Annotated in this window: 27 protein-coding genes and 2 pseudogenes; 11 read left to right on the forward strand and 18 right to left on the reverse strand. The window is 63.2% G+C overall.

Annotated elements, in window-relative coordinates; all coding sequences use genetic code 11:
* Positions 1–156 precede the first annotated feature (156 nt).
* On the reverse strand, positions 157–438 hold the full coding sequence (locus GTW25_RS14060; RefSeq protein ID WP_252912774.1) for a hypothetical protein: 282 nt from the start codon (positions 436–438) through the stop codon (positions 157–159).
* 87 nt (positions 439–525) lie between these two features.
* On the opposite strand from GTW25_RS14060, the gene GTW25_RS14065 reads away from it, so the two are divergent.
* Both GTW25_RS14065 and GTW25_RS14070 read left to right on the forward strand, forming a co-directional pair.
* On the forward strand, positions 526–714 hold the full coding sequence (locus GTW25_RS14065; protein WP_252912775.1) for a hypothetical protein: 189 nt from the start codon (positions 526–528) through the stop codon (positions 712–714).
* A 44-nt stretch (positions 715–758) separates the two neighbouring features.
* Positions 759–1,133, forward strand: a complete 375-nt coding sequence (locus tag GTW25_RS14070) for a BRA0787 family protein (RefSeq protein ID WP_252912776.1) — start codon at positions 759–761, stop codon at positions 1,131–1,133.
* Between the two features lie 61 nt (positions 1,134–1,194).
* On the opposite strand, the gene GTW25_RS14075 is transcribed toward GTW25_RS14070, so the two are convergent.
* The 6 genes and pseudogenes from GTW25_RS14075 to GTW25_RS14100 all read right to left on the reverse strand — a co-directional run.
* Positions 1,195–2,772 carry a PhnE/PtxC family ABC transporter permease gene (locus tag GTW25_RS14075; RefSeq protein WP_252912777.1) on the reverse strand — a complete coding sequence of 526 codons (1,578 nt, stop codon included), beginning with the start codon at positions 2,770–2,772 and terminating at the stop codon, positions 1,195–1,197.
* Positions 2,753–3,412, reverse strand: coding sequence for an ATP-binding cassette domain-containing protein (locus GTW25_RS14080; RefSeq protein WP_252912778.1), 660 nt, complete (start codon positions 3,410–3,412; stop codon positions 2,753–2,755). The genes GTW25_RS14075 and GTW25_RS14080 overlap by 20 nt, the downstream gene beginning before the upstream one ends.
* 3 nt (positions 3,413–3,415) lie before the next feature.
* The gene (locus GTW25_RS14085) at positions 3,416–4,291 is read right to left on the reverse strand and encodes a putative selenate ABC transporter substrate-binding protein (RefSeq protein ID WP_252912779.1); all 876 of its coding nucleotides are present in this window, start codon (positions 4,289–4,291) and stop codon (positions 3,416–3,418) included.
* Between the two features lie 195 nt (positions 4,292–4,486).
* Entirely contained in the window at positions 4,487–5,680 is a 1,194-nt protein-coding gene (locus GTW25_RS20590) for a GGDEF domain-containing protein (protein WP_252912780.1), read from the reverse strand.
* A 79-nt stretch (positions 5,681–5,759) separates the two neighbouring features.
* Positions 5,760–6,920, reverse strand: coding sequence for an acetylornithine deacetylase (gene argE / locus GTW25_RS14095; protein WP_252912782.1), 1,161 nt, complete (start codon positions 6,918–6,920; stop codon positions 5,760–5,762).
* Positions 6,921–6,924: 4 nt separating this feature from the next.
* Positions 6,925–7,119: pseudogene (locus tag GTW25_RS14100) on the reverse strand (ectoine hydrolase DoeA); the annotation flags it as partial.
* On the opposite strand from GTW25_RS14100, the pseudogene GTW25_RS14105 reads away from it, so the two are divergent.
* The 3 genes and pseudogenes from GTW25_RS14105 to GTW25_RS14115 all read left to right on the forward strand — a co-directional run.
* A pseudogene (locus GTW25_RS14105) lies at positions 7,119–8,141 on the forward strand (aminotransferase class III-fold pyridoxal phosphate-dependent enzyme); the annotation flags it as partial. The pseudogenes GTW25_RS14100 and GTW25_RS14105 sit on opposite strands and share 1 nt — an antisense overlap.
* A 119-nt stretch (positions 8,142–8,260) precedes the next feature.
* On the forward strand, positions 8,261–8,596 hold the full coding sequence (locus GTW25_RS14110) for a hypothetical protein (protein ID WP_252912785.1): 336 nt from the start codon (positions 8,261–8,263) through the stop codon (positions 8,594–8,596).
* Positions 8,597–8,664: 68 nt separating this feature from the next.
* Positions 8,665–8,844, forward strand: coding sequence for a hypothetical protein (locus GTW25_RS14115; RefSeq protein ID WP_252912786.1), 180 nt, complete (start codon positions 8,665–8,667; stop codon positions 8,842–8,844).
* On the opposite strand, the gene GTW25_RS14120 is transcribed toward GTW25_RS14115, so the two are convergent.
* Positions 8,845–10,263, reverse strand: a complete 1,419-nt coding sequence (locus GTW25_RS14120; RefSeq protein ID WP_252912788.1) for an amidase — start codon at positions 10,261–10,263, stop codon at positions 8,845–8,847.
* Between the two features lie 123 nt (positions 10,264–10,386).
* Positions 10,387–10,614, reverse strand: a complete 228-nt coding sequence (locus GTW25_RS14125; protein WP_252912791.1) for a hypothetical protein — start codon at positions 10,612–10,614, stop codon at positions 10,387–10,389.
* Positions 10,615–10,786: 172 nt separating this feature from the next.
* On the opposite strand from GTW25_RS14125, the gene GTW25_RS14130 reads away from it, so the two are divergent.
* Positions 10,787–11,848: a DNA topoisomerase IB gene (locus GTW25_RS14130; RefSeq protein WP_252913075.1), complete on the forward strand. Its 1,062-nt coding sequence runs from the start codon at positions 10,787–10,789 to the stop codon at positions 11,846–11,848.
* A 7-nt stretch (positions 11,849–11,855) separates the two neighbouring features.
* Here the strand turns inward: GTW25_RS14130 and GTW25_RS14135 are convergent, their stop codons facing one another.
* From GTW25_RS14135 to GTW25_RS14155, 5 genes are all read right to left on the reverse strand, one after another.
* Entirely contained in the window at positions 11,856–12,911 is a 1,056-nt protein-coding gene (locus tag GTW25_RS14135; RefSeq protein ID WP_252912793.1) for a sensor histidine kinase, read from the reverse strand.
* Between the two features lie 5 nt (positions 12,912–12,916).
* Positions 12,917–13,330: a response regulator gene (locus GTW25_RS14140; protein WP_252913076.1), complete on the reverse strand. Its 414-nt coding sequence runs from the start codon at positions 13,328–13,330 to the stop codon at positions 12,917–12,919.
* Positions 13,331–13,361: 31 nt separating this feature from the next.
* Positions 13,362–14,852 (reverse strand): sensor histidine kinase, encoded by a 1,491-nt coding sequence (locus GTW25_RS14145; protein WP_252912794.1) that lies wholly within the window; start codon positions 14,850–14,852, stop codon positions 13,362–13,364.
* A 148-nt stretch (positions 14,853–15,000) separates the two neighbouring features.
* Positions 15,001–15,219: a hypothetical protein gene (locus GTW25_RS14150; RefSeq protein WP_252912796.1), complete on the reverse strand. Its 219-nt coding sequence runs from the start codon at positions 15,217–15,219 to the stop codon at positions 15,001–15,003.
* 139 nt (positions 15,220–15,358) lie between these two features.
* Positions 15,359–17,620, reverse strand: a complete 2,262-nt coding sequence (locus GTW25_RS14155) for a mechanosensitive ion channel domain-containing protein (protein WP_252912798.1) — start codon at positions 17,618–17,620, stop codon at positions 15,359–15,361.
* A gap of 61 nt (positions 17,621–17,681) precedes the next feature.
* Here GTW25_RS14155 and GTW25_RS14160 point away from each other — a divergent pair, with 61 nt between their 5' ends.
* From GTW25_RS14160 to glpK, 5 genes are all read left to right on the forward strand, one after another.
* The gene (locus tag GTW25_RS14160; protein ID WP_252912800.1) at positions 17,682–17,825 is read left to right on the forward strand and encodes a hypothetical protein; all 144 of its coding nucleotides are present in this window, start codon (positions 17,682–17,684) and stop codon (positions 17,823–17,825) included.
* Positions 17,818–18,822, forward strand: a complete 1,005-nt coding sequence (locus tag GTW25_RS14165; protein ID WP_252912802.1) for an Ldh family oxidoreductase — start codon at positions 17,818–17,820, stop codon at positions 18,820–18,822. The genes GTW25_RS14160 and GTW25_RS14165 overlap by 8 nt, the downstream gene beginning before the upstream one ends.
* A 68-nt stretch (positions 18,823–18,890) precedes the next feature.
* Positions 18,891–19,664, forward strand: a complete 774-nt coding sequence (locus GTW25_RS14170; protein ID WP_252912804.1) for a DeoR/GlpR family DNA-binding transcription regulator — start codon at positions 18,891–18,893, stop codon at positions 19,662–19,664.
* A 66-nt stretch (positions 19,665–19,730) separates the two neighbouring features.
* Entirely contained in the window at positions 19,731–21,236 is a 1,506-nt protein-coding gene (gene glpD, locus GTW25_RS14175) for a glycerol-3-phosphate dehydrogenase (protein ID WP_252912806.1), read from the forward strand.
* A 20-nt stretch (positions 21,237–21,256) separates the two neighbouring features.
* Positions 21,257–22,744, forward strand: coding sequence for a glycerol kinase GlpK (glpK, locus tag GTW25_RS14180; RefSeq protein ID WP_252912809.1), 1,488 nt, complete (start codon positions 21,257–21,259; stop codon positions 22,742–22,744).
* On the opposite strand, the gene exbD is transcribed toward glpK, so the two are convergent.
* From exbD to GTW25_RS14200, 4 genes are read right to left on the reverse strand one after another with little or no spacing between them, the layout of a single operon-like run.
* A complete protein-coding gene (exbD, locus tag GTW25_RS14185; RefSeq protein ID WP_252912811.1) occupies positions 22,745–23,179 on the reverse strand; it encodes a TonB system transport protein ExbD in 435 nt (144 codons plus the stop codon).
* A 4-nt stretch (positions 23,180–23,183) separates the two neighbouring features.
* Positions 23,184–23,996 carry a tonB-system energizer ExbB gene (gene exbB / locus GTW25_RS14190; RefSeq protein WP_252912812.1) on the reverse strand — a complete coding sequence of 271 codons (813 nt, stop codon included), beginning with the start codon at positions 23,994–23,996 and terminating at the stop codon, positions 23,184–23,186.
* Between the two features lies 1 nt (position 23,997).
* A complete protein-coding gene (locus GTW25_RS14195; RefSeq protein WP_252912813.1) occupies positions 23,998–24,783 on the reverse strand; it encodes an ABC transporter ATP-binding protein in 786 nt (261 codons plus the stop codon).
* A complete protein-coding gene (locus tag GTW25_RS14200) occupies positions 24,783–25,760 on the reverse strand; it encodes a FecCD family ABC transporter permease (RefSeq protein WP_252912814.1) in 978 nt (325 codons plus the stop codon). Before GTW25_RS14200 ends, GTW25_RS14195 begins: the two co-directional genes overlap by 1 nt.
* Position 25,761: the final 1 nt, after the last annotated feature.

A 25,761-nucleotide genomic window follows, 5' to 3' on the forward strand; every position in this document is an offset into this window, starting at 1 on the left:
GCCACGAAGCGTAGACGTTCTTCCATCACCGAACACTCCATCCACGGCATCAACACCTCCCGGCAAAGCCGAAAAGTGTTACCCATGTGTCCGGTACAAAACGTCACCTATGTCTCGGGTCGTTCTTAACTAATTGACCTTAAATAAGAATCGCCATCATGGCGCGGGCTTGTATACCAGAAAGTACGCCTGAAGAGCCGACATGTCTCCGGCATAAGCGTTGGCGGTCAGTTTTCCCAGTGAAAGCCCCTTCGAGCAGAAGGGCGCAATCTGGAGGATCGGCTGAACCTTCTCACCCTTAAGATGGAGCCGCTTCAGCGCCATGGCTTTATCGATCATATTTTCGATGTGGCGGCTGGCCGGGTCTGATGTCAGCGGCCGGTGCGAGCCCATGCTGCGGTAACGAGCGCGTGAATGCCGACAGTAACGGTTGAGCAATTTGACAGATCGGGCGTTTCGTTCATAGTCATTAACGACGTGCCAGCTTGAAGCCGATCAACTCATGTTCGCATGACGGAGGTTCAGATGACACAGGAAGCAATCGATCGGATCCGGTCGTTTCTCGGCCGCGTCTTTCCGGCAATCCACGAACCCACCATCGTGTTGGACAATCCTTCAGGCGCTCTGGAAGGCGAATCCGCCGACGACGATTGCCTGCGCGCCTATCGGGACGAAAGCTACTACTGGGGCTGGTGCGTTCACGGCCACTGGTGAGCTTGCGCAAGAACAGTTTCATTTCTGGCAAAGGAGGACTTGTCATGCGTGAAAAATTGCCCGTTCTGTTTGAAGGTCATGCGCCTGCCGAGCTTCTGGAAGCCTTCGATGGCGCGCTCGCGGCCTTCGAAGACTGGTCCCACGGAAGCGGTGAGCCGGTGATCGCCTTTGCCGGCCGGAATCTTCCCATCAGCGTCTTGTTCGGTCGCATGCGGGTCTGCACCGACGTGCTCCCGTCGCGCGTGCGTGCAGATATCGCCGCCGTCACCGGCGAGAATTTCGCAATGGTGGCTGAACCTGTGACCTATTCCGATGCGGCCAGGGTACTTCGGACCTTGTGCGTTGAGCAGATGAAGGCGTCGCTTCCAAAAGCCGCGACCCTGTCCGCTTCGCGGATCAATGCCTTGCGCGCATCGTGACCGAGGATCAAGGAGGCGCGGGCATTTCAGATCGAATCTTCGGTTTCCAGCGGGTGGCAGGCTACCTGCCTGATATGGCCGCGTGCAGATTCGTGGCACTCGTCGGCACTTGATCCTTCTTCGCGACCAGTTTCTCGATGCCGATCGCGGCACGAAACTTTCTTGATATGTAGTCGATAGCGACGGTCGCGAGCATGGTGACGAGCAGGAGGATAACAGCCCGGTCGATACGGATTTCCTGAATGGCGCGGTCGACATAGAAGCCGAGCGTCGCGATGCCCAGAAGTCCGACGATGGCGGATTCGCGAACAATGATCTCCCAGCGATACAGGCACAGCGCCAGGAACGATCCGTAGATTCGGGGCAGGAGTTCATAGGCGTAAAGCACGATCCCGCGCGGCGCATCCTGACGCAGGCTTTCGTGCACATGCGCGGATTGGCGTCCCAAGAGATGCGCGATGATCGCGCCGTTGTGCAGGCCCAGCGCGATCACAGCCGGCAGTATCGACGGGCCGAAGACCTGCAAGGCGATGTAGGCCAGCATGTATTCGGGCGTCGAGCGGCCGACGACCAGCCCGATATGGCCGATTATCGAGCCGAAGCGACCGATGACAGGACGCACGAGAAGCGGGAAACCGATCAACGCGACGAAGCCGGCAAGGACGAGGGCGATCTGCGTCACGATCATCGTTGCCGTAAGGCCCGGCAGGGCCTGATTGACGAGGAGATTGTGGAGCCAGTCGAAAAAGCGCGACCATGTTTCGCCATCGGCCAGATCGCCATTGCGCAAGGGGGCGGGCACGATGTCGCTCGTCAGGAAGCGTATCAGCGCGCCCTGCGCCATGGGCGGTGTCGTCAGAGTCGCCATGAAGCCGATCGAGCCGATGAGATAGACCGGCGCGAGCGGCCAGTGCATCCACAGCCGCATCGTTGCGATCAGAACGTAATAGATGATGAGGACGGCGGCGACCGCGCCGTACATGCCCTGCTTGAAGAAGGTATCGAGTTGGAAGCCGAGCGTCGGCAGGCCGACGAAGCCGAGGACGGCGCTGGACCGCAGGCCGCATTCGAGCCGGTAGAGAAGGTAGACCTGAAACTCGCGCGCGGCGAGCGGCAGGCGGGCGAAGAAGTGAACCGATACGAAATCGGCGCGTGGGGGCATGGCGGCCGCGGGGCGCGAATCGGCCTCGTCCAGATATTCGGAAAAGACCTTGGCGAAGATGCCGGCATAGGGAATCGCGATTGCCAGAATGCCCGTCGTCGCGGAGAGGCCCGTGACCTGAAGGAGCAGGATCGCCCAGAAGAGTTCGTGAATCGAACGGATGGCGATGCACAAAAGCCGCACCGGAGCGAAACGATAGAGCGGGGCGAGAAGAAACCCGGCAGTCGCACCCAGGGCAACGCCGCATATCGCGAATGCCACCGTCAGTGCCGCCGCATAGGAAAGTGCGCCGAGCGAGGAAAAATCCGGCGACAGGAGGCCCGCGCCCATGCGGCCGAGTTCAGCCCACGGATCGTGGCTGGCCATGCGCAGATCGGCGATTGGAAGAAGCGCGACGGCAAGCGCCACGAAGGCGGCGGCCGTTCCGATGCGACCAAGGCGCGGCAACCGCCGCCGCTCAGGCGCGATAGAGGTCATGGATGTCGCCGTTTGAAACCTCGGCGGTCGGCCGGTCGAAATGGATGCGCCCGCCGCGTATGCCGACAAGGCGCGTTGCGAAACGGCGCGCCAGTTCGACATCGTGCAGCGCCAGAAGAACGGTCTCGAAGCAGCGTTCGAGTTCGTCGACGAGAAGCGCGGCCTGCCGCTCGTCGACAGCCGAAACCGGCTCGTCGCCGACGAGGATGCGGCCGCCGCGATGAATGGCGCGGGCAAGCGCGGTGCGCTGCTTCTGGCCGCCGGACAGGCTTTCCACCGGCTTTCGGTCGAAACCGGTCAGGCCGACCGTTTCCAGTGCGACCGCGACGCTGCGCCGTTGCGAAGGAAACGGCCAGGCGAGGTTGGCCAGGTTATAGATCGCTCCACGCGCGTCGAGCCGCCCCATATAGACGTTGTGGAAGACCGACAATTGCGGAACGAGCCCGTGTTCTTGCGGCACGAGCGCTATTTCGGGCAAAGTCTCGGCGAGGCGCCGATAAGCGGCGTTGAGAAGCGTGCTCTTGCCCGCGCCGCTGCGGCCGAGCAGGACCACGCGTTCTCCTGGATGCAGCGCGAAGTCCACATCCGCAAGAACGGTCGTGCTGCCATAGGCAAGCGCCTCGCCCTCGAATCTCAGCATCGATCAGTCGAGAATGCCGAGTGCGCGTCCGGTCTCCTCGATCGGCGCGTAGTCCTCGTTCGAGGCTTCCACGAATGCCGCGCGCGGGAAGGAGGCGAGAAGGTCGGGATCGTCCATGCCGATCAGCGCCGCCTTCACCCGCTCTGTGAAGCCTTCGCCGAAGCGTTCGTCCGCGTCTCCGCGGATGGTCCAGTTGTAGTCCGGGTAGGGCGGCGTCTGCCAGATGACGCGCGCCGTTTCCGATTCGGGAGCGCCCTCGGCGACGGCCGTGTCGTAGACGGTGTAGTTGAGCGCGCCGATCTGGAATGCGCCGGTCGAGACGAGCCGCAGCGTCTGGCCGTGATCGCCCGAAAAGCCGACCTGCGAGAAAAAGTCGTCCGGCGCTTCGCCGGTTTCCTCGCGGATATAGAATTCGGGGAAGAGGCGGCCCGATGTCGAGGTCTGCGCGCCGAAGGTGAAGCTCATGCCGGCAGCTTCCGCCGGAAAATCGTCGGATCGTTCGAGCCCGGTGCTCTCATGCGCGATGAAATAGGAGATGAAGTTCATGTCCTCGTCGCCCTGGGCGAGGGCCCGCGACCCCGGCACGGCAAGACGGGCCTGAACGCCAGACAATCCGCCGAACCAGCCGAGCTGGATCTGGTCGTTGCGGAAGGCCGTGACCGATGCGGCATAGTTCTTCACCGGGACATACTCGACGGGAACGCCGAGTTCTTCGGAAAGATAGGCGGCGACGTTGCCGAACCGTTCCATCAGGCGCGTTTCGTCGTCGTCGGGAATGGCGGAAAAATAGAGGGTCGGGGTGGTCTGGGCGCTGGATGTCGCAATGCTGCCAAGCACAAGGGCCACAGCCGCGACCACGCCGCCGATCAGGCGATGCATGGACGTTCCTCCAAAATATGAAAAAGCGGGCTGCGCCTGAATATTTCAGAACAGGACAGGCGGTTGCCTGTCACGATCTTCAATCCGATCGCCAAATGCCGGCTGGCATGAGCGCACACGGCGCATCGACGGTCCGTTCCAGAAGCTGAAAACGAAGCTAACCGGAACAGGATCGATGTCAACACAATCCGGCTTTCAGCCGGTGCCCGTGTCGCGCTTGTCCGGCACCGGATTCAACGAAAGCGCCGTCATCAGCGCCTGGTCCTTGCCGCCGGATTTTGCCGCGTAAAGCGCCTGATCGGCCTGCTTCATCATCTCGGAGAGGGTCTGCGACTGGTGGCGCGGGTGGATGCCGATGCTGACCGTCAGCGGATAACCGGCCGGCAGATCGACGATCCGCAGCCGCCCGATTTCACGACGAAGGGCATCCGCGCAAGGGGCGAGTTCGCCGCGCCGCGCGCGATTGTAGAAGAGGGCGAATTCCTCCCCGCCCATGCGCCCGACAATATCCGCACCGGCATGGGTCGCCAGCGCGCGCGCCACTGCCGCGATAACGCGATCGCCGGTGCCGTGGCCGAAGGTGTCGTTGATCATCTTGAAGTTGTCGATGTCGACGACCATCAGCGCCGGCTGCCAGATCGTCCCCTCGACCGCATCAATCGACCGGGCTGCCTGCATGTCGAAGCCGCGACGGTTGAGAAGGCCGGTCAGGTAATCGCGCTCCGCCTGATTGCGCAGCTCGGCGAAGATCTGCACGGCGAAGGCGGCCAGAAACGACAATGCGATAGTCAGCGCGAGCAACGGGGTCAGCGCCTGAATCGTCGCCCAATAGGCTGAGGCGCCGATCGGACCGCCCGGATTGATGTCGAGCCTGTCCATGAACGTTGCGACAGGACGCGCGATCGCGAGGGTGAAGATGAAACCGGCAAGGCCGACGAACATCCAGTCGACCGCCGATCGCGGCTTCGCGCGGATCAAGGCGTAGCCGGTTATCGTCGCGATCACGGCGAAGGTCGCGTTCACGATATAGATGCGCGCCGGCGTCGACGGCTCCACGAACAGGAACCACGAAAAGCCCGTCGCGCCTGCCGTGACGACTGCCGCGAAAAGCCCCAACGGGACGGGCATACGGGCGCGAACAAAAGCACTGAGACAGGCCCCCAAGATGGCGGCGAGAAACAGGCCGTTGACGAAAACGCGAAGGGCGGGGCCGTCATAGGCATGAAGAAAATCGTTTGCGGCGAAGGCGATGCCGCTGAGTGTGAAGGCGCCTGCCAGCATCAGGAGATGCGTGTGACTCCTGTGCCTGAACCAGAGTGTCAGGAATGTCGTCACCAGCACCAGCGAAATCGCCGGGTTGAGTAACTTGAACGCGAGTTCGCCGGTCACTTGAAGGGTCTGCACTTTGCCGTGGGGTCGCGGAAAGCTATCTGGGCCAGCAGCCGATAAGGAAACGTTAAATCGCTCCTCAGGCAGCCATCTTCGCGTGGAGCTTGCCGAGCATCGTCAGGCAGGTGTCGAGCTGTTCGATGGCGATGAACTCGTCGGGCTTATGCGCCTGCGCGATCGAGCCGGGACCGCAGATGACGGCCGACATGCCCATCGACTGAAACAGTCCGGCCTCGGTGCCGAAGGCGACCAGTTCGGCCTCATGCGCGCCGGTCAGCTCGAAGACGATGTCGCGCGCTTCGGATTCTGTGACGGGCAGAAGGCCCTCCACCTCGCCGATCGTCGTCATGACGATGTCGGCATGAGCGCAGACCTTGCGCATGGCGGGCCTGAGCACGCCGTCTACATAGGCGGAAAGTTCGCGCTTCACATGGTCGGAATCATCCAGATGGACGGGGCGCATCTCCCATTCGACCGCGCATTGGCCGGGGATGGTGTTGCGCGCATTGCCGCCCGCGATGCGCCCGACCTGGACGGTGGTCCAGGGCGGCGTGAAGCGGCTGTCTTCGGGCGTGCGCGCCTTCAGGTCTTCACCAAGTTCCATCAGCCGCGCGATGTAGCGCACGGCATATTCGATGGCGTTGACGCCCTTGTCGGGCTGCGAGCCGTGGCCCTCCAGCCCGGTGAATTCGGTCGTGTATTCGAAGCAGCCCTTGTGCCCCTCGATGGCGCCCATCATGGTCAGCTCGCCGACGGTGGCGACGGACGGTCGGACGCCCGCCTTCCTCAATTCGCCGACGAGCGCGCGGGCGCCCATGCAGCCGATTTCCTCGTCATAGGTGAAGGCGAAGTGGAGCGGGCGATGCAGTTTTGAAGCTGCGAAACGCGGTGCCATGGCGAGGCTGGCGGCGATGAAGCCTTTCATGTCACAGGTGCCGCGCCCGTAGAGCCTCCCGTCGCGTTCTGTGAGTTCGAAGGGGTCGCTCGTCCAGTCCTGCCCTTCGACCGGCACCACGTCGGAATGGCCCGAAAGCACGATGCCGCCATCGCCTTCCGGCCCGATGGTGGCGAAGAGATTGGCCTTGGCGCCGGACGGATCGAGCGAGACCGACAGGCGCGCGCCCGCACTCGACAGCAGATCGCCGGCATAGGTGATGAGCTGGAGATTGCTGTCGGACGAGACCGTCGGGAAGGCGACGAGATGGCTAAGGATTTCGCGCGTGTGGTCAAGCTCGCTCACGGGCTCAGTCCTTGACGATGAGCTTGCGCGGGCGGTCGCAGAAGCATTCCGCCGCCGCGTTGTCGCGGATCAGGATGCTCTCCGTGATCTCCAGCCCCCAGTCGTCCATCCACAGACCCGGCATGAAATGGAAGGTCATGCCGGCTTCGAGAACCGTCTCGTCTTCCTTGCGGAACGAGATGGTGCGCTCGCCCCAGTCTCGGCGGCTCGGATGCGAACGAGACCAACATCAAGCTCGTCTGGTACTACAACAACATTCTCGGCCGACCGGAAAAGAAGAAGATCGTCTCGCGCTGGCGCGGCTATCACGGCTCCGGCCTCGTCACCGGCTCGCTGACGGGGTTGAAGCTCTTTCACGACAAGTTCGACCTGCCGCTGGAGCGCGTCATGCACACGCAGGCACCGGATTATTTCCGCAGGCCCGATCTTAGCCTGAGCGAATCGGACTTCGTCGCCCATTGCGTCGACGACCTCGAAAGACTGATCGCGCGCGAAGGCGCGGACACGATCGCCGCCTTCATCGGCGAGCCGGCGCTCGGCACCGGCGGCATCGTGCCACCGCCGGCCGGCTACTGGGACGCGATCCAGACAGTGCTTCGCAAGCACGACATTCTCCTGATCTCCGACGAGGTCGTCACCGGTTTCGGGCGGCTCGGCACGATGTTCGGCTCGGATCATTACGGCATCGAGGCGGATTTCATCACCATCGCCAAGGGGCTGACCTCGGCCTATGCGCCGCTCTCGGGCTCGATCGTGTCGGACAAGGTCTGGAAGGTTTTAGAGCAGGGCACCGACGAGAACGGGCCGATCGGCCATGGCTGGACCTATTCGGCCCATCCGATCGGGGCGGCTGCGGGTGTCGCCAATCTGAAGCTGATCGACGATCTGGGGCTCGTGCAGAATGCGGGCGAGACGGGACGCTACCTGAACGAGCAGATGAGGGCGGCACTCGGCGACCATGTCCATGTCGGCGACGTGCGCGGGGAGGGGATGCTGTGCGCCGTCGAATTCGTCGAGGATCGCGCGACGCGCACCTTCTTCGACCCGGCGAAGAAGGTCGGGCCGTCCGTCGCGGCGGCGCTTTTGAAGCGCGGCGTGATCGGCCGTGCGATGCCGCAGGGCGACATTCTGGGCTTCGCGCCGCCGCTTTGCCTGACGAAGGCACAGGCCGACGAGGTCGTTTCCAAGGCCACTGAGGCTGTGCGCGAGGTGCTCGGCTGACGGGCATTCAGATCTGTTGAGACGACGAAGAATTCTCGTGACAGAATCATCGGTCTGATGGAGATTATGCGGGGATCGGCGTGGCCGGTCCCTCCTCTTTTGCAGGACCCATCCATCCCATGTCGCCGCTGAGCACCGCGTTGCTTGCCGCTTCGACAATCATATTCGTCAGTGCGGCGAGCGCGGCGAAGGCGTGGACGCTTTCAGCCAATAATTTCGCATGGCTGGCACTGACGCTCGTGCTTTACACGGTCGGTAATCTGATCATGCTGAGGCTGATCCGCGATGTCGGCATGGGCGTGGCGCTCAGCTTGTCGGCGGTGGTACAACTCGTTGCCGTCAATCTCGTCGCACTCGCCTTTTTCGGCGAGCGCGTTTCGGGCGTCCAAGCTGCGGGATTGGTGCTGGCGGTCATCGCGGTTGCGATGATCACGCTTGGACCCGCGCGGGGCTAGGCGCGCGGTGGAATGGAACAAGCGAGCCGTTGACCGCTTCACTCAATGAATGAAGTGGAGGCAAGACGATGGCTGAAACGAAACCGCATGAATGGATGGATCCGAAAAATCCCGACGAGGCCGAGATTCGGCATCTCGTCGAGCATACCGATCTATCGCCGAATCAGGCAGCCGAGCTGGTGCGTAAACACGGCGCGGACCGCGAGAACCTGATGAAGATCGCCGCGACGATAAAAGCGGAAAGCTGATCAATTCCCGGAGCGTGGATCGATCGGATCGACTGTTCCGAGATCAAGGTGATGTTCGAGCGCGGCGGCGGCTGCGAGTAATCGCGCTTCGCCGCGTGGTCGCGCCACGATCTGAAGTCCGACCGGCAGACCCTCGCGCGTAAACCCGCAAGGTAGCGAAAGCGCCGGCGCCGTGGTCAGCGTAATCGCATAGGCGATAGCCAGCCAGTCGATATAGGTTTCGAACGTCTTGCCGGCGCATTCCGTCACGTAGCGGTTCTCGACGGGGAAGGGCGCAACGATCGTGGCCGGGGTCAAAAGCAGATCGTAGTCGTCGAAGAAGGCGAGGGCGCGGGTGATGATGCCGGCGCGGCGCGCTTCGGCCTTGGCGACATCGCCGACCGTGAGTGCAAGTCCTTTTTCGATGTTCCAGATCACTTCGGGCTTTAAGAGGTCGCGATGGGTTTTGAGCTTGGACGCATGGCCCGTCGCAAAGGAGACTGCACGGAGCGTCTGGAATGTTTCGTGCGCGCCCGAAAGGTCGGGATGGGCGTCCACGACATCGACGCCGAGTTCGGCGAAGCGGTAGGCGGCCGCGCGGCAGATGTCGGCGACTTCCGGGTCGACGGGCGTGATGCCGAGATCGGCGCTGAAAGCGATCCGCGCGGGGAGCGCGCGGCTTTGCGCCGCCGCACGATAGCTCGTCCCGTCACGCGGCAGCGAGATTGGATTGGCGGTATCCTCGCCACTCATGGCGTCGAGGAAGAGCCCGACATCCTCGACCGTTCGCGCCATCGGGCCTTCGACAGAGAGGATGTCGTCGACAAGCAGGCCCGGATCGGCAGCGACGCGGCCGGGCGAGGGGCGAAGCCCGACGATGCCGCAGAAGCTTGCCGGATTGCGCAGCGAGCCGCCGAGATCGGAGCCCTGTGCGAGCCACGCCATGCCGGTGGCGAGCGCTACGGCCGAGCCGCCCGACGAGCCTGCCGCCGAACGCGAAATGTTCCACGGATTGAGCGTTGCGCCGAAGACGTCGTTGAACGTGTTGGCGCCGGCGCCGAATTCAGGCGTCGCGGTCTTCGCGTAGATCAGTGCGCCCTCGGTTTCGAGATGCGTGACCATGATGTCTGAGCGGGCGGAAATGTTGTTCTCGAAAATACGCGAGCCGTGCGTCGTGCGCACGCCTTCGACTTCGGTCAAATCCTTGATCGCGACGGGGATGCCCGCAAGCAGGCCGCGTTCGCTCACAGGGCGCTTCAGCATTGCGTCGGCATGTGCGCGGGCACGTTCGAAGGCAAGCGTCGGAAGAGCGTTTACCGAAGGTTCCACGGCCGCGATTCGTTCTTCGAGCGCATCGAGCAATCGATGCGGGTCAAGGGTTTCGGCCCGGAGCCGATCCACGATTTCGCAGGCGGATTTGCTGATCAGTTCGGATGTCATTGCGGCCGGTCTCCCCACTCGTCCCTGTCGTGATAACCGATCGCCTGCCTGCGAACCACGGCCTTGATGCAAAAAGCCCGGCGATGACGCCGGGCCGGAATTCAATTTGTCGATCGGCCGCTGTCAGGCCGCGCCTGCGCGGTGCGCTTCCGCCCTGATCGGCGATACGAACGCCTCGGCCAGGTCGATATCGTCCTGATCGATGAGCCGACGCGGATCGTTGCCGACCGCTTCGACGATAGCGGGAGAAATCGCGTCCGCGGCGATCGCATCTTCCCAGGCACTCTTGACCTCGCGTTCCGCACGCACGAGTGCGGACAGAGCGAGAATGAGCCGGTCTCGGTGATCCATGGTTCCAGCCTGTCGTTTTCGAAAGTTGAGCCCCGTGGCGGGGCGCAGTTCTAACGCGACGGGCGGTTACACGTTCCAGCGTTCGAAATGACGATGAGGAACTTTTGGCGAGCGGTGCGCATTTTGCCGTGCAGCTTCAGGAGCGTTGCCCGTGCTCGATAAGGTCTCCACTGTGTCATCCAACCATGCCGACGACGATCCGGCAGCACCGCGCCGGCCGGACGATCTGGCCTATGTCAGCGATACCGAGCCCGGTATCCGCCGTCGACGTGCGGGCACGGGATTTGGGTTCACGTCACCCGATGGAAAGAAGATCACGAACAAGGCCGAGATTGCGCGGATCAAGGCGCTGGTCATTCCCCCGGCCTGGACCGATGTGTGGATTTCGCCTGACGCGCTCGGTCACATCCAGGCGACCGGGCGCGATCAGAAGGGGCGCAAGCAGTATCGCTACCATGCCCGCTGGAGCGAATATCGCGACGACGTGAAATACCAGAACCTTGCCAGTTTCGCCGCTGCCCTGCCGCGTCTGCGCGCGCGGATGGACAGCGACCTGCGCCGCCGGGGCCTTCCGCGCGAAAAGGTGCTGGCCTCGATCGTCTGGCTTCTCGACAATACGATGATCCGCGTCGGCAACCCGGCCTATGCGCGCGACAACAAGAGCTTCGGCCTGACCACGCTGCGCTCGCGCCATGTCGAGGTGGACGGATCGAAACTGCGCTTCGCCTTCAAGGGCAAGTCGGGAAAGGAATGGAATCTCAAGCTCGTCGACCGGCGCATGGCGCGCATCCTGAAAGACATTCTCGACCTGCCCGGTCAGCACCTCTTCCAGTATCGCGACGAGGAGGGAACACGGCGGATGGTGCATTCACAGGACGTCAACGCCTATATCCGCGAGGCGACGGGCGAGGAGTTCTCGTCGAAACATTTTCGCACATGGGGCGGTACGACCAGTGCGACAGCGCTGTTCGCCACCGTCGAACTGCCCGAAACCAAGCGCGAAACGGCGAAGGTTCTCAATGCGCTGATCGACAAGGTCGCGGCGCGCCTCGGCAATACCCGCGCGGTCTGCCGCAGTTGCTACATTCATCCGCGCGTGGTCGATTCATGGTCGGCGGGGCGGTTGGTCGAAGAACTCGCGGAAGCGCGAAAGCGCTATCGCAAGCCGCTGGAAGGGCTCGACGACGAGGAGATGCTGGTCCTGCGGTGGCTGTCGCAGGAGGCAGGGCGCTGATCTCAAGTCAGTTGGGTGATGTGCTGCCGCCGATTGGCAAGTCCATGGTCAGGCGTGTGCCGCCGACGCCGTTTCCGTAGACGATCGATGTATTGAGGCTCGTGGCCATCGCCTTGACGATGCGCGTGCCGAGGCCGGTTCCCTGCGGTTTGCCTTCGCCGTTCCATCCGATGCCGTCGTCCTCGACGCGCAGAACCGCCGATCCGTCGCCCTCCCTGCGGATGAAAATCCGCACCTCGCCCTCCGCGTTTCCCGGATAGGCATATTTGTAGGCGTTGGTGACGAGTTCGGTGACGATCATGCCGATGGAGATCGCCTTGTCCGTCGGGACGATGAGCGCGTCGAGGTCGGTTCTGATCCGTGATGCGTGACCGGCCGCCTTCATCGAGGTGTCGAGTTCGTTGATGAGGGTGGAAATGTAGGCGTCGAGATCGACCGTCCTGACATCTTCGGAGGTGTAGAGGCGGCGATGAAGACCCGCGATCGCCGAGATGCGTGCCTGGGTCTCGGCCAGTGCATCCTTGGCCTTCGGCTCGGCAATCGCCGAAATCTGCATCCGGACAAGCGCGGCGACGAGCGCCAGCGAATTGGCGACGCGGTGGTTGACCTCCGTCAGCAGAATTTCGGCACGGTCGCGGGCATCGCGCACTTCCTGTTCGGCGCGCTGCTTTTCGCGATGCAGGCGTGCTTTCTCAAGCGATTGGTCGATCGCGCTCGACAAGAGCACGAAGAATTCGTCGCCGATGCTCTTGAGGACATAGTCGGCAGCGCCCGCTTTCAGGGCGTCGACCGCGACGGTGGCCTCGGACGAGCCCGTCACATAGACGACGGGCGGTGCAACGGGCCGCTTCTTCAGCGCGGCCAGCACGTCGAGCCCCGTGCCGGACGCCAGATAGTGATCCAGAATGACGACGTCGATGCCCGTCTCGTCGATGCGCGCGAGACCTTGCGCGATATCGCCGGCATGCTCGACGACGAAGCCCTGCCGGCCAAGGCGTTTCTGGACCAGGCGCGCCAGCGCCGGATCGTCATCGATGTAAAGGACGTGGACGGGTTCGCTCATCGTGGTCAGGCGGTTTCGGGAACCTGGATCACCGAGAAGAACAGGCCGAGCTGGCGGATCGCATTGGCGAAACCGTCGTAGTCGACCGGCTTGGTGATGTAGACGTTCGCCCCCAGATCGTAGCAGCGCTGGATTTCGGTCTGGTCGTCGGTGGTCGTCAGAACGACGACCGGCGAGCGCTTGGTGTGGACATTGCTCTTGACCTTTTCGAGGATGTCCACGCCCGTCATGTCGGGCAGGTTCAGATCGAGCAGGATCAAAAGCTGCCGGCCGGCGCTTTCCATGCCCGAGCCGTCTGCGCCGAACAGATAACGCAACGCGGACGTGCCGTCCTGAAAAGGGATGATCTGATTGTTGACCCCGGCGCGGCGGATGTTCTTCTCGATGAGGCGCGCATGGCCTTCGTCGTCTTCGACCATGATGATGGTCACGGGCTGTCCGTTGCTCACTTCAATTACTCCTGTCCACGTTCGGGAGTTGTTCGGGCAATGTGACCCGAAAGGTCGTTCCCTGTCCAAATTCGGATTCCAATGTAATATCTCCGCCCAGATTGCGCACCAGCGTGCGCACATGCGCAAGGCCGATGCCCTCTCCGGCCTGGTCCTGCGTGCCGGCACGACGGAAAAGGTCGAAGACGCGCTGATGATCCTGGGCTGCGATGCCGCGCCCGTTGTCCTTGACGTCGATGATGATGCGGCGGTTCGGCCCGCGATGCGCGGAAATGTCGATCTCGACCGGCCTGTCGGGCGCGCGGTATTTCACCGCATTGTCGAGAAGATTGCCGAAGATCTGCTCGAGCGACAGACGGTCCGAGACGATCGGCGGCGTCTTGATGTCGAGATTGATGCGACCGTCCGTATCGGCGACCTGATGCTGAACGGTGTTCGCGTTGGCCTCGATCAGTTCGCCAAGGTTGATTCGCTCCGGCTTCAAGGGACGACGCCCGTCACGCGATATCTTCAAGATCGCGTTGATCAGCGCATCCATCTTGCGCGTGGACGAGCGGATGAAGCCGATGGCCTCGGGCAGGTCCTCGGATGCGGCAAGACGCGCCTCCTTGATTTCCTGTTCGCTCAACGGGTCGCCGTCGGCCAGAACATAGGTCTGGATCGTTTCCATCGTGGTGTCGAGTTCGCTGGTGAAACCCATGATGTTGACGAGTGGCGCGCGCAGATCGTGCGTCACGATATAGGCGAAACGCTGCACTTCCTCGTTGGCGCGCACGAGGTCCTGCGTGCGTTCGTCGATGCGCGCTTCCAGCCCCGCGTTCAGCGCTTCCACTTCCCGGCGCGCATTCAGGAGTTCGCGGGTATAGCGCAATGCCATCCACACCGCGCTGCCGACCACGAGCGCGATGATGAACGCTCCGGCAAAGGTCGTCCAGCGCAGCCAGTCGACGCTTGAACGCTGATTGCCGGCCGCTTCGACATAAGCGGCATCGGTCGTCTGGACGATCGATGCGAAAATGGCTCTCGCCTCGTCCATCAGTTCCTTGCCGCGATCGGTCTGCAAGATCTCGATCGCGGCCTGCTGTTGCCCGTCACGAACGAGCTGAATGGTTCCGTCCAGCTCGACCAGCTTGTCGTCGATGATCTCGCCCAGCCTTGCCACCGGCCCGGTCAGGTTCGGAAGCGTCCGAGCATGTTGAACCAGCGACGTGTAAAGCGGGGCGATGTCGTCGCGCGACTGGGTGTAGGGCGTGAGATAGTTTTCGGAAGCGGTCAGAAGGAAGCCGCGCTGGCTCGTCTCGATATCCTGAAGGGCGGCACGAAGGTCGACCGCGTTGGCTCGCACGACGCGCACGGCCAGCACGCGGTCGAATTCTTCCTCGTTAAGTTCGACCAGCCAGATGGACATGCTGACGATGATCGTCAGCGCGGCAAGGCCGATCAGCAACAGGGCTGCGGTGGCCCCGATGAAATTTTTGTTAGCAGTCGGCATGAAGCCCCGTTCGCCCAAACAGGTCCGAGCAATGCCGGATCATTCGCGCAAACGCCACTGGAATCTTGTCGTCGGACCGACAGATCAAAGGAAAAAGAGCCCGCCGGACGATTTCGGCGGGCTCTTCGACTAACATTTGTTGGTTTGGTCAGTCGCCGGTTGTTTCGACGTTGACGTCGGGTACGTCGATCGCGGGCGTGTCGATCGTGACGTTCACGTCCTGCGCGCCGCTGCCGCCTGTGCCAAAGCCGCCGAGCAGCCAGAAGCCGCCGACGATGATCACGACGGCCAGAAGAAGCGCGACGGCCCAGCCGCCGCTTCCGCCGCCGCCACCGGTGTTGATTACGGTCGGTCCACGATCAGACATGCAAAATCCTCTCATATGAATGCGCCGCCCGGATCAGAGAGGCGGCGGCAAATGTCCCTTTGCGCGCCGATAATGAAGGGACACATGCTTTGGTTCCTGCCAATGAGGTTCGGCAACAGCCAAAATGAAGGATTGGCGGCTATGCCTTCGACGCCCCGTTTCCGTCCTCGCCTTCGGGATTTTGCGACGTCGGGGGCGCGATCTTCTCCTGCGTTCGCTTGTTTTTCTTGCGGGCCTTTCGCGAGGCGAGAGCGTCGGCCTGTCCGTCGACACCGACGTGGTAGGTGATCTGCGGGAACGGTATCTCGATGCCGCGTTCTGCGAACGCGTCTTTGATGAGCTCGTTATATTGGCGTCCGATTCCCCATTGCGAGCCTGGCAGCGTCTTGATGCGTGCGCGCACGTTGATCGCCGAATCTCCAAAGAGCGTTACGCCGTGAATTTCCAGCGGGCCCATGATCGAGGTCTTGGCATCCGTCTCCATGAGCTTTTCGAACGCGGCCTGCATGGCCGCCTTCACTTCGGTGATGTCGCTGTCATAGGCGACGCCGATCTCGGCCACATGGAAAGAGAAGCCCTTCATCGAATTCGAGACCATGTCGACGGAGGAAAAGGGAATGAGATGCAAAGTACCATCGAGCGAACGGATCGAAACGGAACGGATGGTCAGTTTCTCGACGACGCCCGATCGGCCGCCGGCCTCCACCACGTCGCCCTCGTTCATGATGTTTTCCAGTTGGATGAAGATGCCCGTGATGATGTCCTGCACGAATTTCTGCGCGCCGAAGCCGATGGCAAGGCCCAGAACGCCGGCACCGGCCAGAAGCGGCGCGATGTTGATGCCGATCTGAGCCAGCGCGAGCATCACGACGAGTACGGCCAAAGTGATGGTAAACGCGTTGCGGAACAGCGACAGGAGCGTCTTTTCGCGCGGGGTCGGAACGGTCCCGTAATTCGGGTTCAATCGATATTCGATCCATGACGACATGGCGAGGTAAAGCGCGAAACCGACGAGCACGATGATCAGTGCGGACAGAACCGACCCGGTCACGCGCTGTCCCGTCTCGCTCGCGGCCCAACCGAAGAAATCGACCAAACCCCATGCCTGCGCGATGGCGATGATGACGCCGATCAGCGTCAGCGTGCGCACGACCTGCATGACGCGCGGCACGAAGGCATGAAGACGTGTTTCCAAAAGCGGCAACCGCTCCTTGATATCGGGCGACAAGCGCACGCCGACATTCACGAAGCGGGAGATGAAGGCAATGATGACGACCCCGACGACGATCGCGATGATCGACTGGACGGTGGCGCGCAGCACGAAGGGCAGCGCATGGTCGGGATGCACCAGCCACAAGACGAAGATCGCGATGAGATAGGCGACGGCGATCAGGTGCCAATAGACGCCGACCAGGGCGAGCGATTTGGACAGTGCGTCCTGCTTGCCGTTTTTCGCCCTGTGGTTCAGCGCGGCGCGGACGGGATGCTTGTTCTGGAGAACGATGAGGATGCCGATGACGATGGCCGTCAGCATCGCCAGTACGCGCAGCGACTGCGCCGCCACCAGACTGACAGTGTCGGCCAGGACCGGCGCGAAGAACATGAACGTATAGCCGATCAGGCCGATCATCCGCGAGAACCAGAAATACCAGTATGCCGAGGTCGTTTCGCTCATCGGCAGGAGACGCAATGCCGGTCCGTTCGGCTCGAAAACCGCGCGCAAAGCCACTCTCGTCAGTTCGACGACGAGAAACGCGTTGAGGAGCAGCGTCTGGTTGATGCCCATGCGCCCGCCCGTTCCGGTCAGGAAATAAAGCGCGACAGCGTAACCGATGGCCCAGGCCGCAGCGACTGCCGCGATGTCGACCAGAACGGCACCGACGATGCCTGCCAGGCGCGTGATCCATCCGCGCCCCGTTACCCGGTTGGAAATCGAAGTCTGAACGCGTCCCGCTATGGTGCGCAGCACGAAATAGCTTGCGAAAAGGACGGCCGCGAGGATGGCGATCGTGGTGGCGATGCGGCCGAGTTCCGTATAATCGCTCCCTTCGACACCTGAAACGAGATCGCCGATATCGGAAGCGAGTTGGACGACCATGCCGACCGTCGCAGATGCACCCTCGGCGATGTCGCGCGTATATTCGGCGATCTGGCGTGCGATGGTCGGGTCGCTCGTACCTTCCGCCGCTTCGGCCTGCGTTTGCGGGTTGGCATCCCCGGCGGCACGCAGTCGCTCGATCAGTTCGTTGCGCGTGGTTTCGTTTTCGAGCAGCCGGATCAATTCGTCGACGCCCGCGCTTTCCTGCGCAGCGGTGGTTTCGGGAGCGACGGCCTCCTGCGCCAGACTCACGGGAGCCGAAAACAGAAGCAGGGCGAACAGGGCGCTGACGATAAATCGCATGATGGGAAAATGCATCCAGAGTCTGAGAGGCTTCGCAGTCCCTTAGGATGGCGGGGCAAATGTGGCGGTCAACCCCGACGAGGTGAATTTAGTGTCTGCTGCGATGCGTGCCGGTCTGCGCTGGCTGGACGAATCGGATATGCGGCTTTGCCAGATACCGATGGCGGCGCGCCGCAACTGGAAGGGCGAACGAGCGAATGAGTGAACTGACATTGACGCTGGATGAAGCGCGCCGACTGATCGTCGATGCCCTGACGGCCTGCGATACGTCGCCGGAAAATGCACAGGCCGTGGCAAAGGCGCTCGTGGGCGCCGAACTCGCCGGCCAGGGCGGTCACGGGCTGCGGCGCGTCCCGGCCTATTGCGCGCAGGCAAAGGCGGGCAAGGTCAAGGGCCACGCGCGTCCGAGCACCGAGCGCACGCGTCCGGGCGCGGTCGCCGTCGACGGACATTTCGGGTTCGCCTATCCCGCGCTCGACCTTGCCATAAGCGAACTTGCCGAAATGGCCCCCGGTCAGGGCATTGCGATGGCCGGCATTCGGCGTTCTCACCACGCCGGCGTCGCGGGATTGACTGTCGAGGCGCTGGCCGAACGCGGTCTCGTGGCGCTGATGTTCGCCAACGCGCCGGCCTCGATGGCGCCGTGGGGCGGGCGGCGTCCGCTGTTCGGAACCGATCCGATCGCATTCGCCTGCCCGACCGAGGGCGGAGATCCGATCGTGGTCGATGTGTCGCTCTCCAAGGTTGCGCGCGGCAAGATCATGGCGGCGAAGCAGAAAAACGAGCCGATCCCGGAGGACTGGGCGCTCGACCCGGACGGCAACCCGACCACCGACGCCGTTGCCGGGATGGCTGGCACGATGATCCCGCTCGGCGAGGCGAAGGGAACCGCGCTGGCGCTGATGGTCGAACTCATGTGCGCCGGCCTGACGGGCGCGAACTATGCCTACGAGCAGACGTCGCTGTTCGACGATCAGGGCGATGCGCCCGGTTGCGGACAGGCGATCATCGCCATCGATCCGGCGATCTTCGGCGGGGATGCAACGGGCCGCTTCACGCAGATGGCGGACGCCATTGCGGGAACCGAAGGCGCGCGCGTACCGGGACACCGCCGCATCGCGCTGCGTGAAAAGCTGACGCGCGAAGGCATCACGACGGCGCGGTCGCTGATCGAAGAGATCGAGGCCATCGCGCGGGGCTGACGCGAATTTCGGCTGCGCCGGCTTTCGAATTGCATTAGAAAGAGCGAAAAACGAAAGCCGTTCGCACCATGTTCCTTTTGCCCCGTCATGCCGAAATCGTTCAACTCGCCAAGGACAATGGCCGTGTGCTGGTCGAGGAGCTTGCCGAGCGCTTCGACGTCTCGCCGCAGACGATCCGCAAGGATTTGAACGAATTGTGCGAGAAGCGCTTTCTGGCGCGCATCCATGGCGGGGCGGTCATTCCGTCCGGCATCGAAAACATGGAATACGAGGCGCGAAGGCGCATTGCGGCCGATGAAAAACATGCCATCGGGCGCGCCGCCGCCGCGCTGGTGCCGGACAATGCGTCGCTGTTCATCAATATCGGAACGACGACGGAGGCGGTCTCCGAAGCGCTGGTGAACCACAAGGGGCTGATGGTCATCACTAACAACATCAACGTCGCCAACCGCATGCGGGTGCAGCCATCCATCGAAGTCGTGATCGCCGGCGGCGTGGTGCGAGGCTCCGATGGCGGTGTCGTGGGCGAGGCGGCGGTGGATTTCTTCCGTCAGTTCAAGGCCGATTACGCCGTGATCGGTGCCTCGGCGATCGACGAGGATGGCGCGCTGCTCGATTTCGATTTTCGCGAAGTGAAGGTCGCGCAGGCGATCATCGCCAATGCGCGCCACGTCATTCTAGTCGCCGACTCCACGAAATTCGAACGCACCGCCCCGGTTCGGATCGCGCATCTGTCGCAGGTGTCGAGCTTCGTGACGGACACATGCCCCAGCGCGGAAATCAAGAAAATCTGCCAGGAGGCAAATGTGCAACTCGTGGAAACCGCGCGCGGATCGCATTGAAGTCTTGGATTTCGATGTCGTTTCGCTTAGATTTCGTTTGATTTCGAAATTGCGGATTTTGCGGACGTGCCCAGCGAGACGACCTACGACATTCTCATCATCGGTGGCGGTATCAACGGGTGCGGGATCGCACGCGACGCGGCCGGGCGTGGATATTCGGTGTTTCTGGCCGAGATGAACGATCTGGCGAGCGGCACGTCGTCATGGTCGACCAAGCTGATCCATGGCGGGCTGCGTTATCTGGAGCACTATGAATTCCGGCTCGTGCGCGAGGCACTGAAGGAACGCGAGGTTCTGTGGAAAAGCGCGCCGCACATCATCTGGCCGATGCGCTTCGTGCTGCCTTATCACAAGGGCCTGCGCCCGGCATGGCTTCTGCGGCTCGGCCTGTTCCTCTACGACCATATCGGCGGGCGCAAGCTTTTGCCGAAAACCAGCGTTCTCGACATGAAGGCCGATCCGGCCGGAAAGCCGCTGAAGCCGATCTTCGAGAAGGCGTTCGAATATTCGGATTGCGGCGTCGACGATGCGCGTCTCGTCGTCCTCAACGCGCGGGACGCGGCGGACAAGGGGGCCGTCATCCGCACCCGCACGAAGGTCGTCGCCGCGCGCCGCGAGGGCGATGGCTGGACGGCCGAAATCGAGGATCGGGCGACCGGCGCGCGCCGGATCGTCCGGGCACGGCTCATCGTCAATGCCGGCGGGCCGTGGGTCGATCATGTGTTGAGCGATACGGTCGGCCGCGCGAACGTGCACAATGTGCGTCTCGTTCAGGGCAGCCATATCGTCGTGAAGAAGAAGTTCGACGATCAGCGCGCCTATTTCTTCCAGAACCCGGACGGGCGGATCATCTTCGCGATTCCCTATCACGACGATTTCACCATGATCGGCACGACCGACCGGGACTATGAAGGCGATCCGAAGGATGTTTCGATCAGCGACGAGGAAGTCGACTATCTCACCGCCTGCGCCAGCGAATATTTCGCCGAACCGGTAAAGCGCGACGACATCGTGTGGTCGTTTTCGGGCGTGCGCCCGCTCTATGACGACGGCGCGTCGAAGGCGCAGGAGGCGACGCGCGATTATGTGCTCAAGGCCGACACGAACGGCGCGCCGCTGATCAACATCTTCGGCGGCAAAATCACCACCTATCGCCGGCTCGCCGAATCCATGCTGGACAAGATCGAGGGCCTTATCGGAAGGAAGGGCAAGGCGTGGACCGCGAACGGGACCTTGCCGGGCGGCGATTTCGCGGTGGGCACGTTCGGCGACGAGGTCAGGCGGTTGCGCGCCGACTATGCGTTTGTCGACGAGCAGATGGCGCGCCGCCTGATCCGGCTTTACGGCACGCGCGCAAGGCAGATTCTGGGAGCGGCCACGTCACTTGACGATCTGGGCCAGCATTTCGGGGCCGATCTTTACGAGGCGGAGGTGCGCTATCTCATCGCGCATGAATGGGCCATGAAGGCGGACGATGTGCTATGGCGGCGTACAAAGCGCGGTCTCGTCCTGTCAAAGGACGAGGCAGCCGCGCTCGACGGCTTCATGCGCGATACCGCAAAGGCCGCGTAAACGAAAACCGGGGAGGTTTCATGGGTGGGTTCGTTCTCGCGATCGATCAGGGCACGACATCGAGCCGGGCGATCGTCTTCGACGAGCGGATGGAGATCGTCGGCGTCGGACAGCAGGAATTCACCCAGCATTTCCCGAAATCGGGCTGGGTCGAGCACGATGCGGACGAGATCTGGGACAGCGTCGTCGCCGTCGTGAAATCGGCGCTCGACAGGGCCGGGATAACGGCCGGCGACGTAGCCGCCATCGGTATCACCAACCAGCGCGAAACGATCGTCGTCTGGGACAAGGCGACCGGCGCGCCGATCCACAACGCGATCGTGTGGCAGGACCGGCGCACGGCGCAGATTTGTCACGACATGAAGGAGCAGGGGCTTGAGGAGACATTCTCCAAAAAGACCGGGCTTCTGCTCGATCCGTATTTTTCCGGCACCAAACTCGCCTGGCTGCTCGACGATGTCGACGGCGCGCGTGGCCGCGCCGAGGCGGGCGAGCTTCTCGCCGGAACGATCGATTCCTTCTTGATCTGGAAGCTGACTGGCGGCAAGGCGCATGTGACGGATGCGACCAACGCCTCGCGCACACTGCTCTTCAACATCAGGACGAACGAATGGGACGGTGAGCTTGCCGACCTTCTCGGCGTGCCGCTCGGCATGTTGCCGAAGGTGCTCGACAGCGCCGACGATTTCGGCGTGACGGAAGAAGGGCTGTTCGGCGCGGCGATCCCGATTCTCGGTGTGGCCGGCGATCAGCAGGCGGCGACTATCGGGCAGGCGTGCTTTTCGCCGGGCATGATGAAATCCACCTATGGCACCGGTTGCTTCGCGGTTCTGAACACGGGCGAAACGCTGGTGCGCTCGAAGAACCGGCTCCTGACCACCATTGCCTATCGCCTCGACGGCAAGACGATTTATGCGCTCGAAGGCTCGATCTTCGTCGCGGGTGCGGCGGTGCAGTGGCTGCGCGACGGGATCGGCGTCATCGGCAAGGCGGAGGAAAGCGGCGTTCTGGCGGCAAAGGCCGACGAGGCTCAGGAAGTCTATCTGGTGCCGGCTTTCGTCGGCCTCGGCGCGCCGCATTGGGATGCGGAGGCGCGGGGTGCGATCTTCGGCCTGACGCGTTCGACTGGGCCTGCGGAATTCGCACGGGCAGCGCTCGAATCCGTCGCTTTCCAGACCCGCGACCTGCTCGACGCCATGAAGAAGGATTGGCCGGAGGCTCGCGAGACGGTGCTGCGCGTCGATGGCGGAATGGTCGCTTCCGACTGGACGATGCAACGCCTCGCCGATCTTCTCGACGCGCCGGTCGACCGGCCGACGATCCTCGAGACCACCGCGCTGGGCGCAGCCTGGCTCGCCGGCTCACGCGCAGGCGTATGGCCAGGCATCGAGGATTTTTCCAAAGCATGGAAGCTCGAACGCCGGTTCGAGCCGCGCATGGACGACGAGCTTCGCGAAAGCAAGCTCGACGGCTGGCGCGACGCCGTCCGGCGCACGCTTAGTTCATGATCATTCGCTTCGCGCGGGTGCTTCGAGGCCGACCAGCGCGATGCTGAGATAGCCCGCAGCGCGCATGTCGTTCATCACCTCCATCAAGTCGCCATAGGCGACGGCGCGGTCGGCGCGCAGATAGATGCGGGCCTCGCGGTCGCCGCCCGTGCGCTCGTCGAGCGCCGTGCGCAAAGTGCCGTCCTCGATGTCGTCGTCGCCGAGCGCGAGCGTCAGATCGTTGCGGACCGTCAGATAGACCGGGTCGTCCACGCGCTGCCCCGGCGCGGCGTTGGAAGAGGGCAGGTCGACATTGACGTCGACGGTCGCCAGCGGCGCCGCCACCATGAAGATGATGAGCAGCACGAGCATGATGTCGATGAAGGGCACCACGTTGATCTCGTGGTTTTCCTCCATATCGCCGCTTTCGACGCCGCGTTTGATGCCACCGGCCATGGGTCTACTCCGCCGCTTCGCGTGCGTTGGTGAACCGGCGATAGTCGAGATCGCGGCTGACGAGGCGCTCGATGCCGGCAGCAGCGTCGGCGAGCGAGGCGCGGTAGCCGACGATCGAGCGGGCGAAGCCGTTGTAGAAGACGACCGCCGGAATGGCCGCGACGAGGCCGAGCGCTGTCGCGAGCAGCGCCTCGGCGATGCCCGGCGCGACGATGGCAAGATTGGAGGTTTGCGCTTCGGCGATGCCGATGAAGGAGTTCATGATGCCCCAGACCGTGCCGAACAGGCCGACGAAGGGCGCGACGGAGCCGACCGTCGCCAAAATACCGGTTCCCTTCGAAAGATTGCGCCCCGCGCGCGCCTCGATGCGCCCGAGCCGCGACGAGACGCGTTCCTTGAGGCCGTCGCCGCCGGCGCTGCCGAGCGCGGCGGCCGACTGGCGCGCTTCGTCGGCTGCCGCCTTGACCATCGCGGTTGCCGGGCCGGGCCGGTTTGCGAGCGCCTTTTCGGCCTCACCGAGCGTCGGAACCTTCGTCACCACGGCAAGTGTGTTTGCGACCTGTCGTTTGGCGCGGCCGATTTCCATCACCTTCATCACCCAGACCGCCCAGGTCACGACCGAGGCGAGGGCAAGGCCGATCATGACCGCCTTGACCACCCAGTCGGCGGCCATGAACATGCCCACGGCCGACAGATCGTGGGGAATCGGGGCGAGTGTGCCTTCGAGGCCCGGTTCCTGCGCGTACGCCAGCGGCGCGCCGGCAAGCAGCATCAGAGCGGCGAAGCCGACGCGCGAAGTTGCAAATCTCACAATCATGTCAGTCCGTTTCCGTCGGTTCATGCGTGGAAAGACCCGTGGGCGCCAGAACCATGCCGCAACTGTCGGACGCGATCATGGCTTCGATCCCGAACACGTCCGCCAATGCCGTCGCAGTCAAGGTTTCGGTTGGTCGGCCTGCGGTGTAAATCCTTCCTGATTTAGTCAGGATTATCCTATCACACCAGCGAGCGGCCAAGGTCAAGTCATGAAGCGACACGAAAATCGCCTTGCCCGCCGCTGCGTGGGCGCGAAGGGCCGCCATCATCGTCATCTGGTGAGCGGGGTCGAGGCCGGCGACGGGTTCGTCGGCGATGAGAAGCGGCGTTTCCTGCGCCAGCGCGCGGGCGGCCAGAACACGCGCCTGTTCGCCGCCCGATAATTCGGTCACGGTGCGGTCTGCGAGGTCCGCGACGTCCATGGCTTCCATGGCCGAGACGACGGCGTTCGTATCGCGTTCGGAAAATCCGCCCATGCCGCGCCAGGGCGTGCGCGCCAGCCGAACGACATTCTCGACAGACAGGGGCCAGGCGATCGCGCGCGCCTGCGGCAGAAAGGCGACGAGCCGGGCGCGTTCACGCTCGGTGATGCTGCCGAGCGCGCGTCCGTCTATCCGGATCGAACCTTTGAAAGGCAAGAGGCCGCAAAGCGCGCGCATCAGCGTCGATTTGCCCACGCCGTTCGGTCCGAGAAGGCCGACGACCTCGCCGCGCCCAAGATCGAGATCGACGCTGTTGAGAATCGGCCGACCCGACAGGCTGACGGAGAGATTGCGCGCGGCGAGCATCAGAACAGCTCCCGCCGACTGCGCACGACCAGCCACAGGAAGAAGGGCGCGCCGATCAGTGCCGTCAGAACGCCGACGTTCAGTTCACGCGTCGGCACGACGAGCCGCGCCGCGATGTCGGCTGCCAGCAGCAGCGCACCGCCGCCCAAGGCACTGGGTAGAAGCAGGCTCGACGGCAGGCGGTCGGTGAAGGGACGCACGAGATGCGGCACGACGAGGCCGACGAAGCCGATCGCGCCTGCCACGGCCGTACCCGCGCCGACGCACAGCGCCGTGCCGGCGACAATCAGCAGCCGCACGAGGGGCAGTTTGACGCCGAGGCTCGCCGCTGCTTCCTCGCCGAGCGACAGGGCGTCGAGCGCGCGGGCCGTCATGGCAAGCATGAGCCAGCCGGCGACCATGAGCGGCAAGGCGAGCCAGACATGGCTCATGGAGCGGTCGCGCAGGGAGCCGAGCAGCCAGAAGATGATCTCATAGCTGGCGAACGGATTGGGCGACAGATTGAGGATCAGCGAGGTCAGCGCGCCGGCAAGGCTGGTCAGCGCGACGCCGGCGAGGATCAGCGTCAGCGTCGCGCCCGCGCGTGCGGCGATACCGAGGAGAAGCACGACGGAGAGCGCCGCGCCGGCAAGCGCCCCGGCTGGAAGCGCGTAGAGCGATGCGCCCGCAAGGCCGGTATAGAAAATTGCGACCGCGCCGAAGGACGCCGAGGCCGTGATGCCGATGATGCCGGGTTCCGCGAGCGGGTTGCGCAGCAATCCTTGCAGGACAGCACCTGAAAGCCCGAGCCCGATGCCGACCGTCAGCGCCAGAAGCGCGCGGGGCAGGCGGATTTCCTGCATGATGATCATCGCCGCCTCGTCGCCGCCGGCGAACAGGCCGGTGACGCTGGCGGTCAGGTCGAGATCGGCCGGGCCGATGAGCAGCGATGCCACGGTGAGCACGAGACAGGCGAGGGCGAGGACCGCGTTCAGCATC

The sequence above is a fragment of the Aliihoeflea aestuarii genome, assembly GCF_024105665.1.
Classification (GTDB): domain Bacteria; phylum Pseudomonadota; class Alphaproteobacteria; order Rhizobiales; family Rhizobiaceae; genus Aliihoeflea; species Aliihoeflea aestuarii.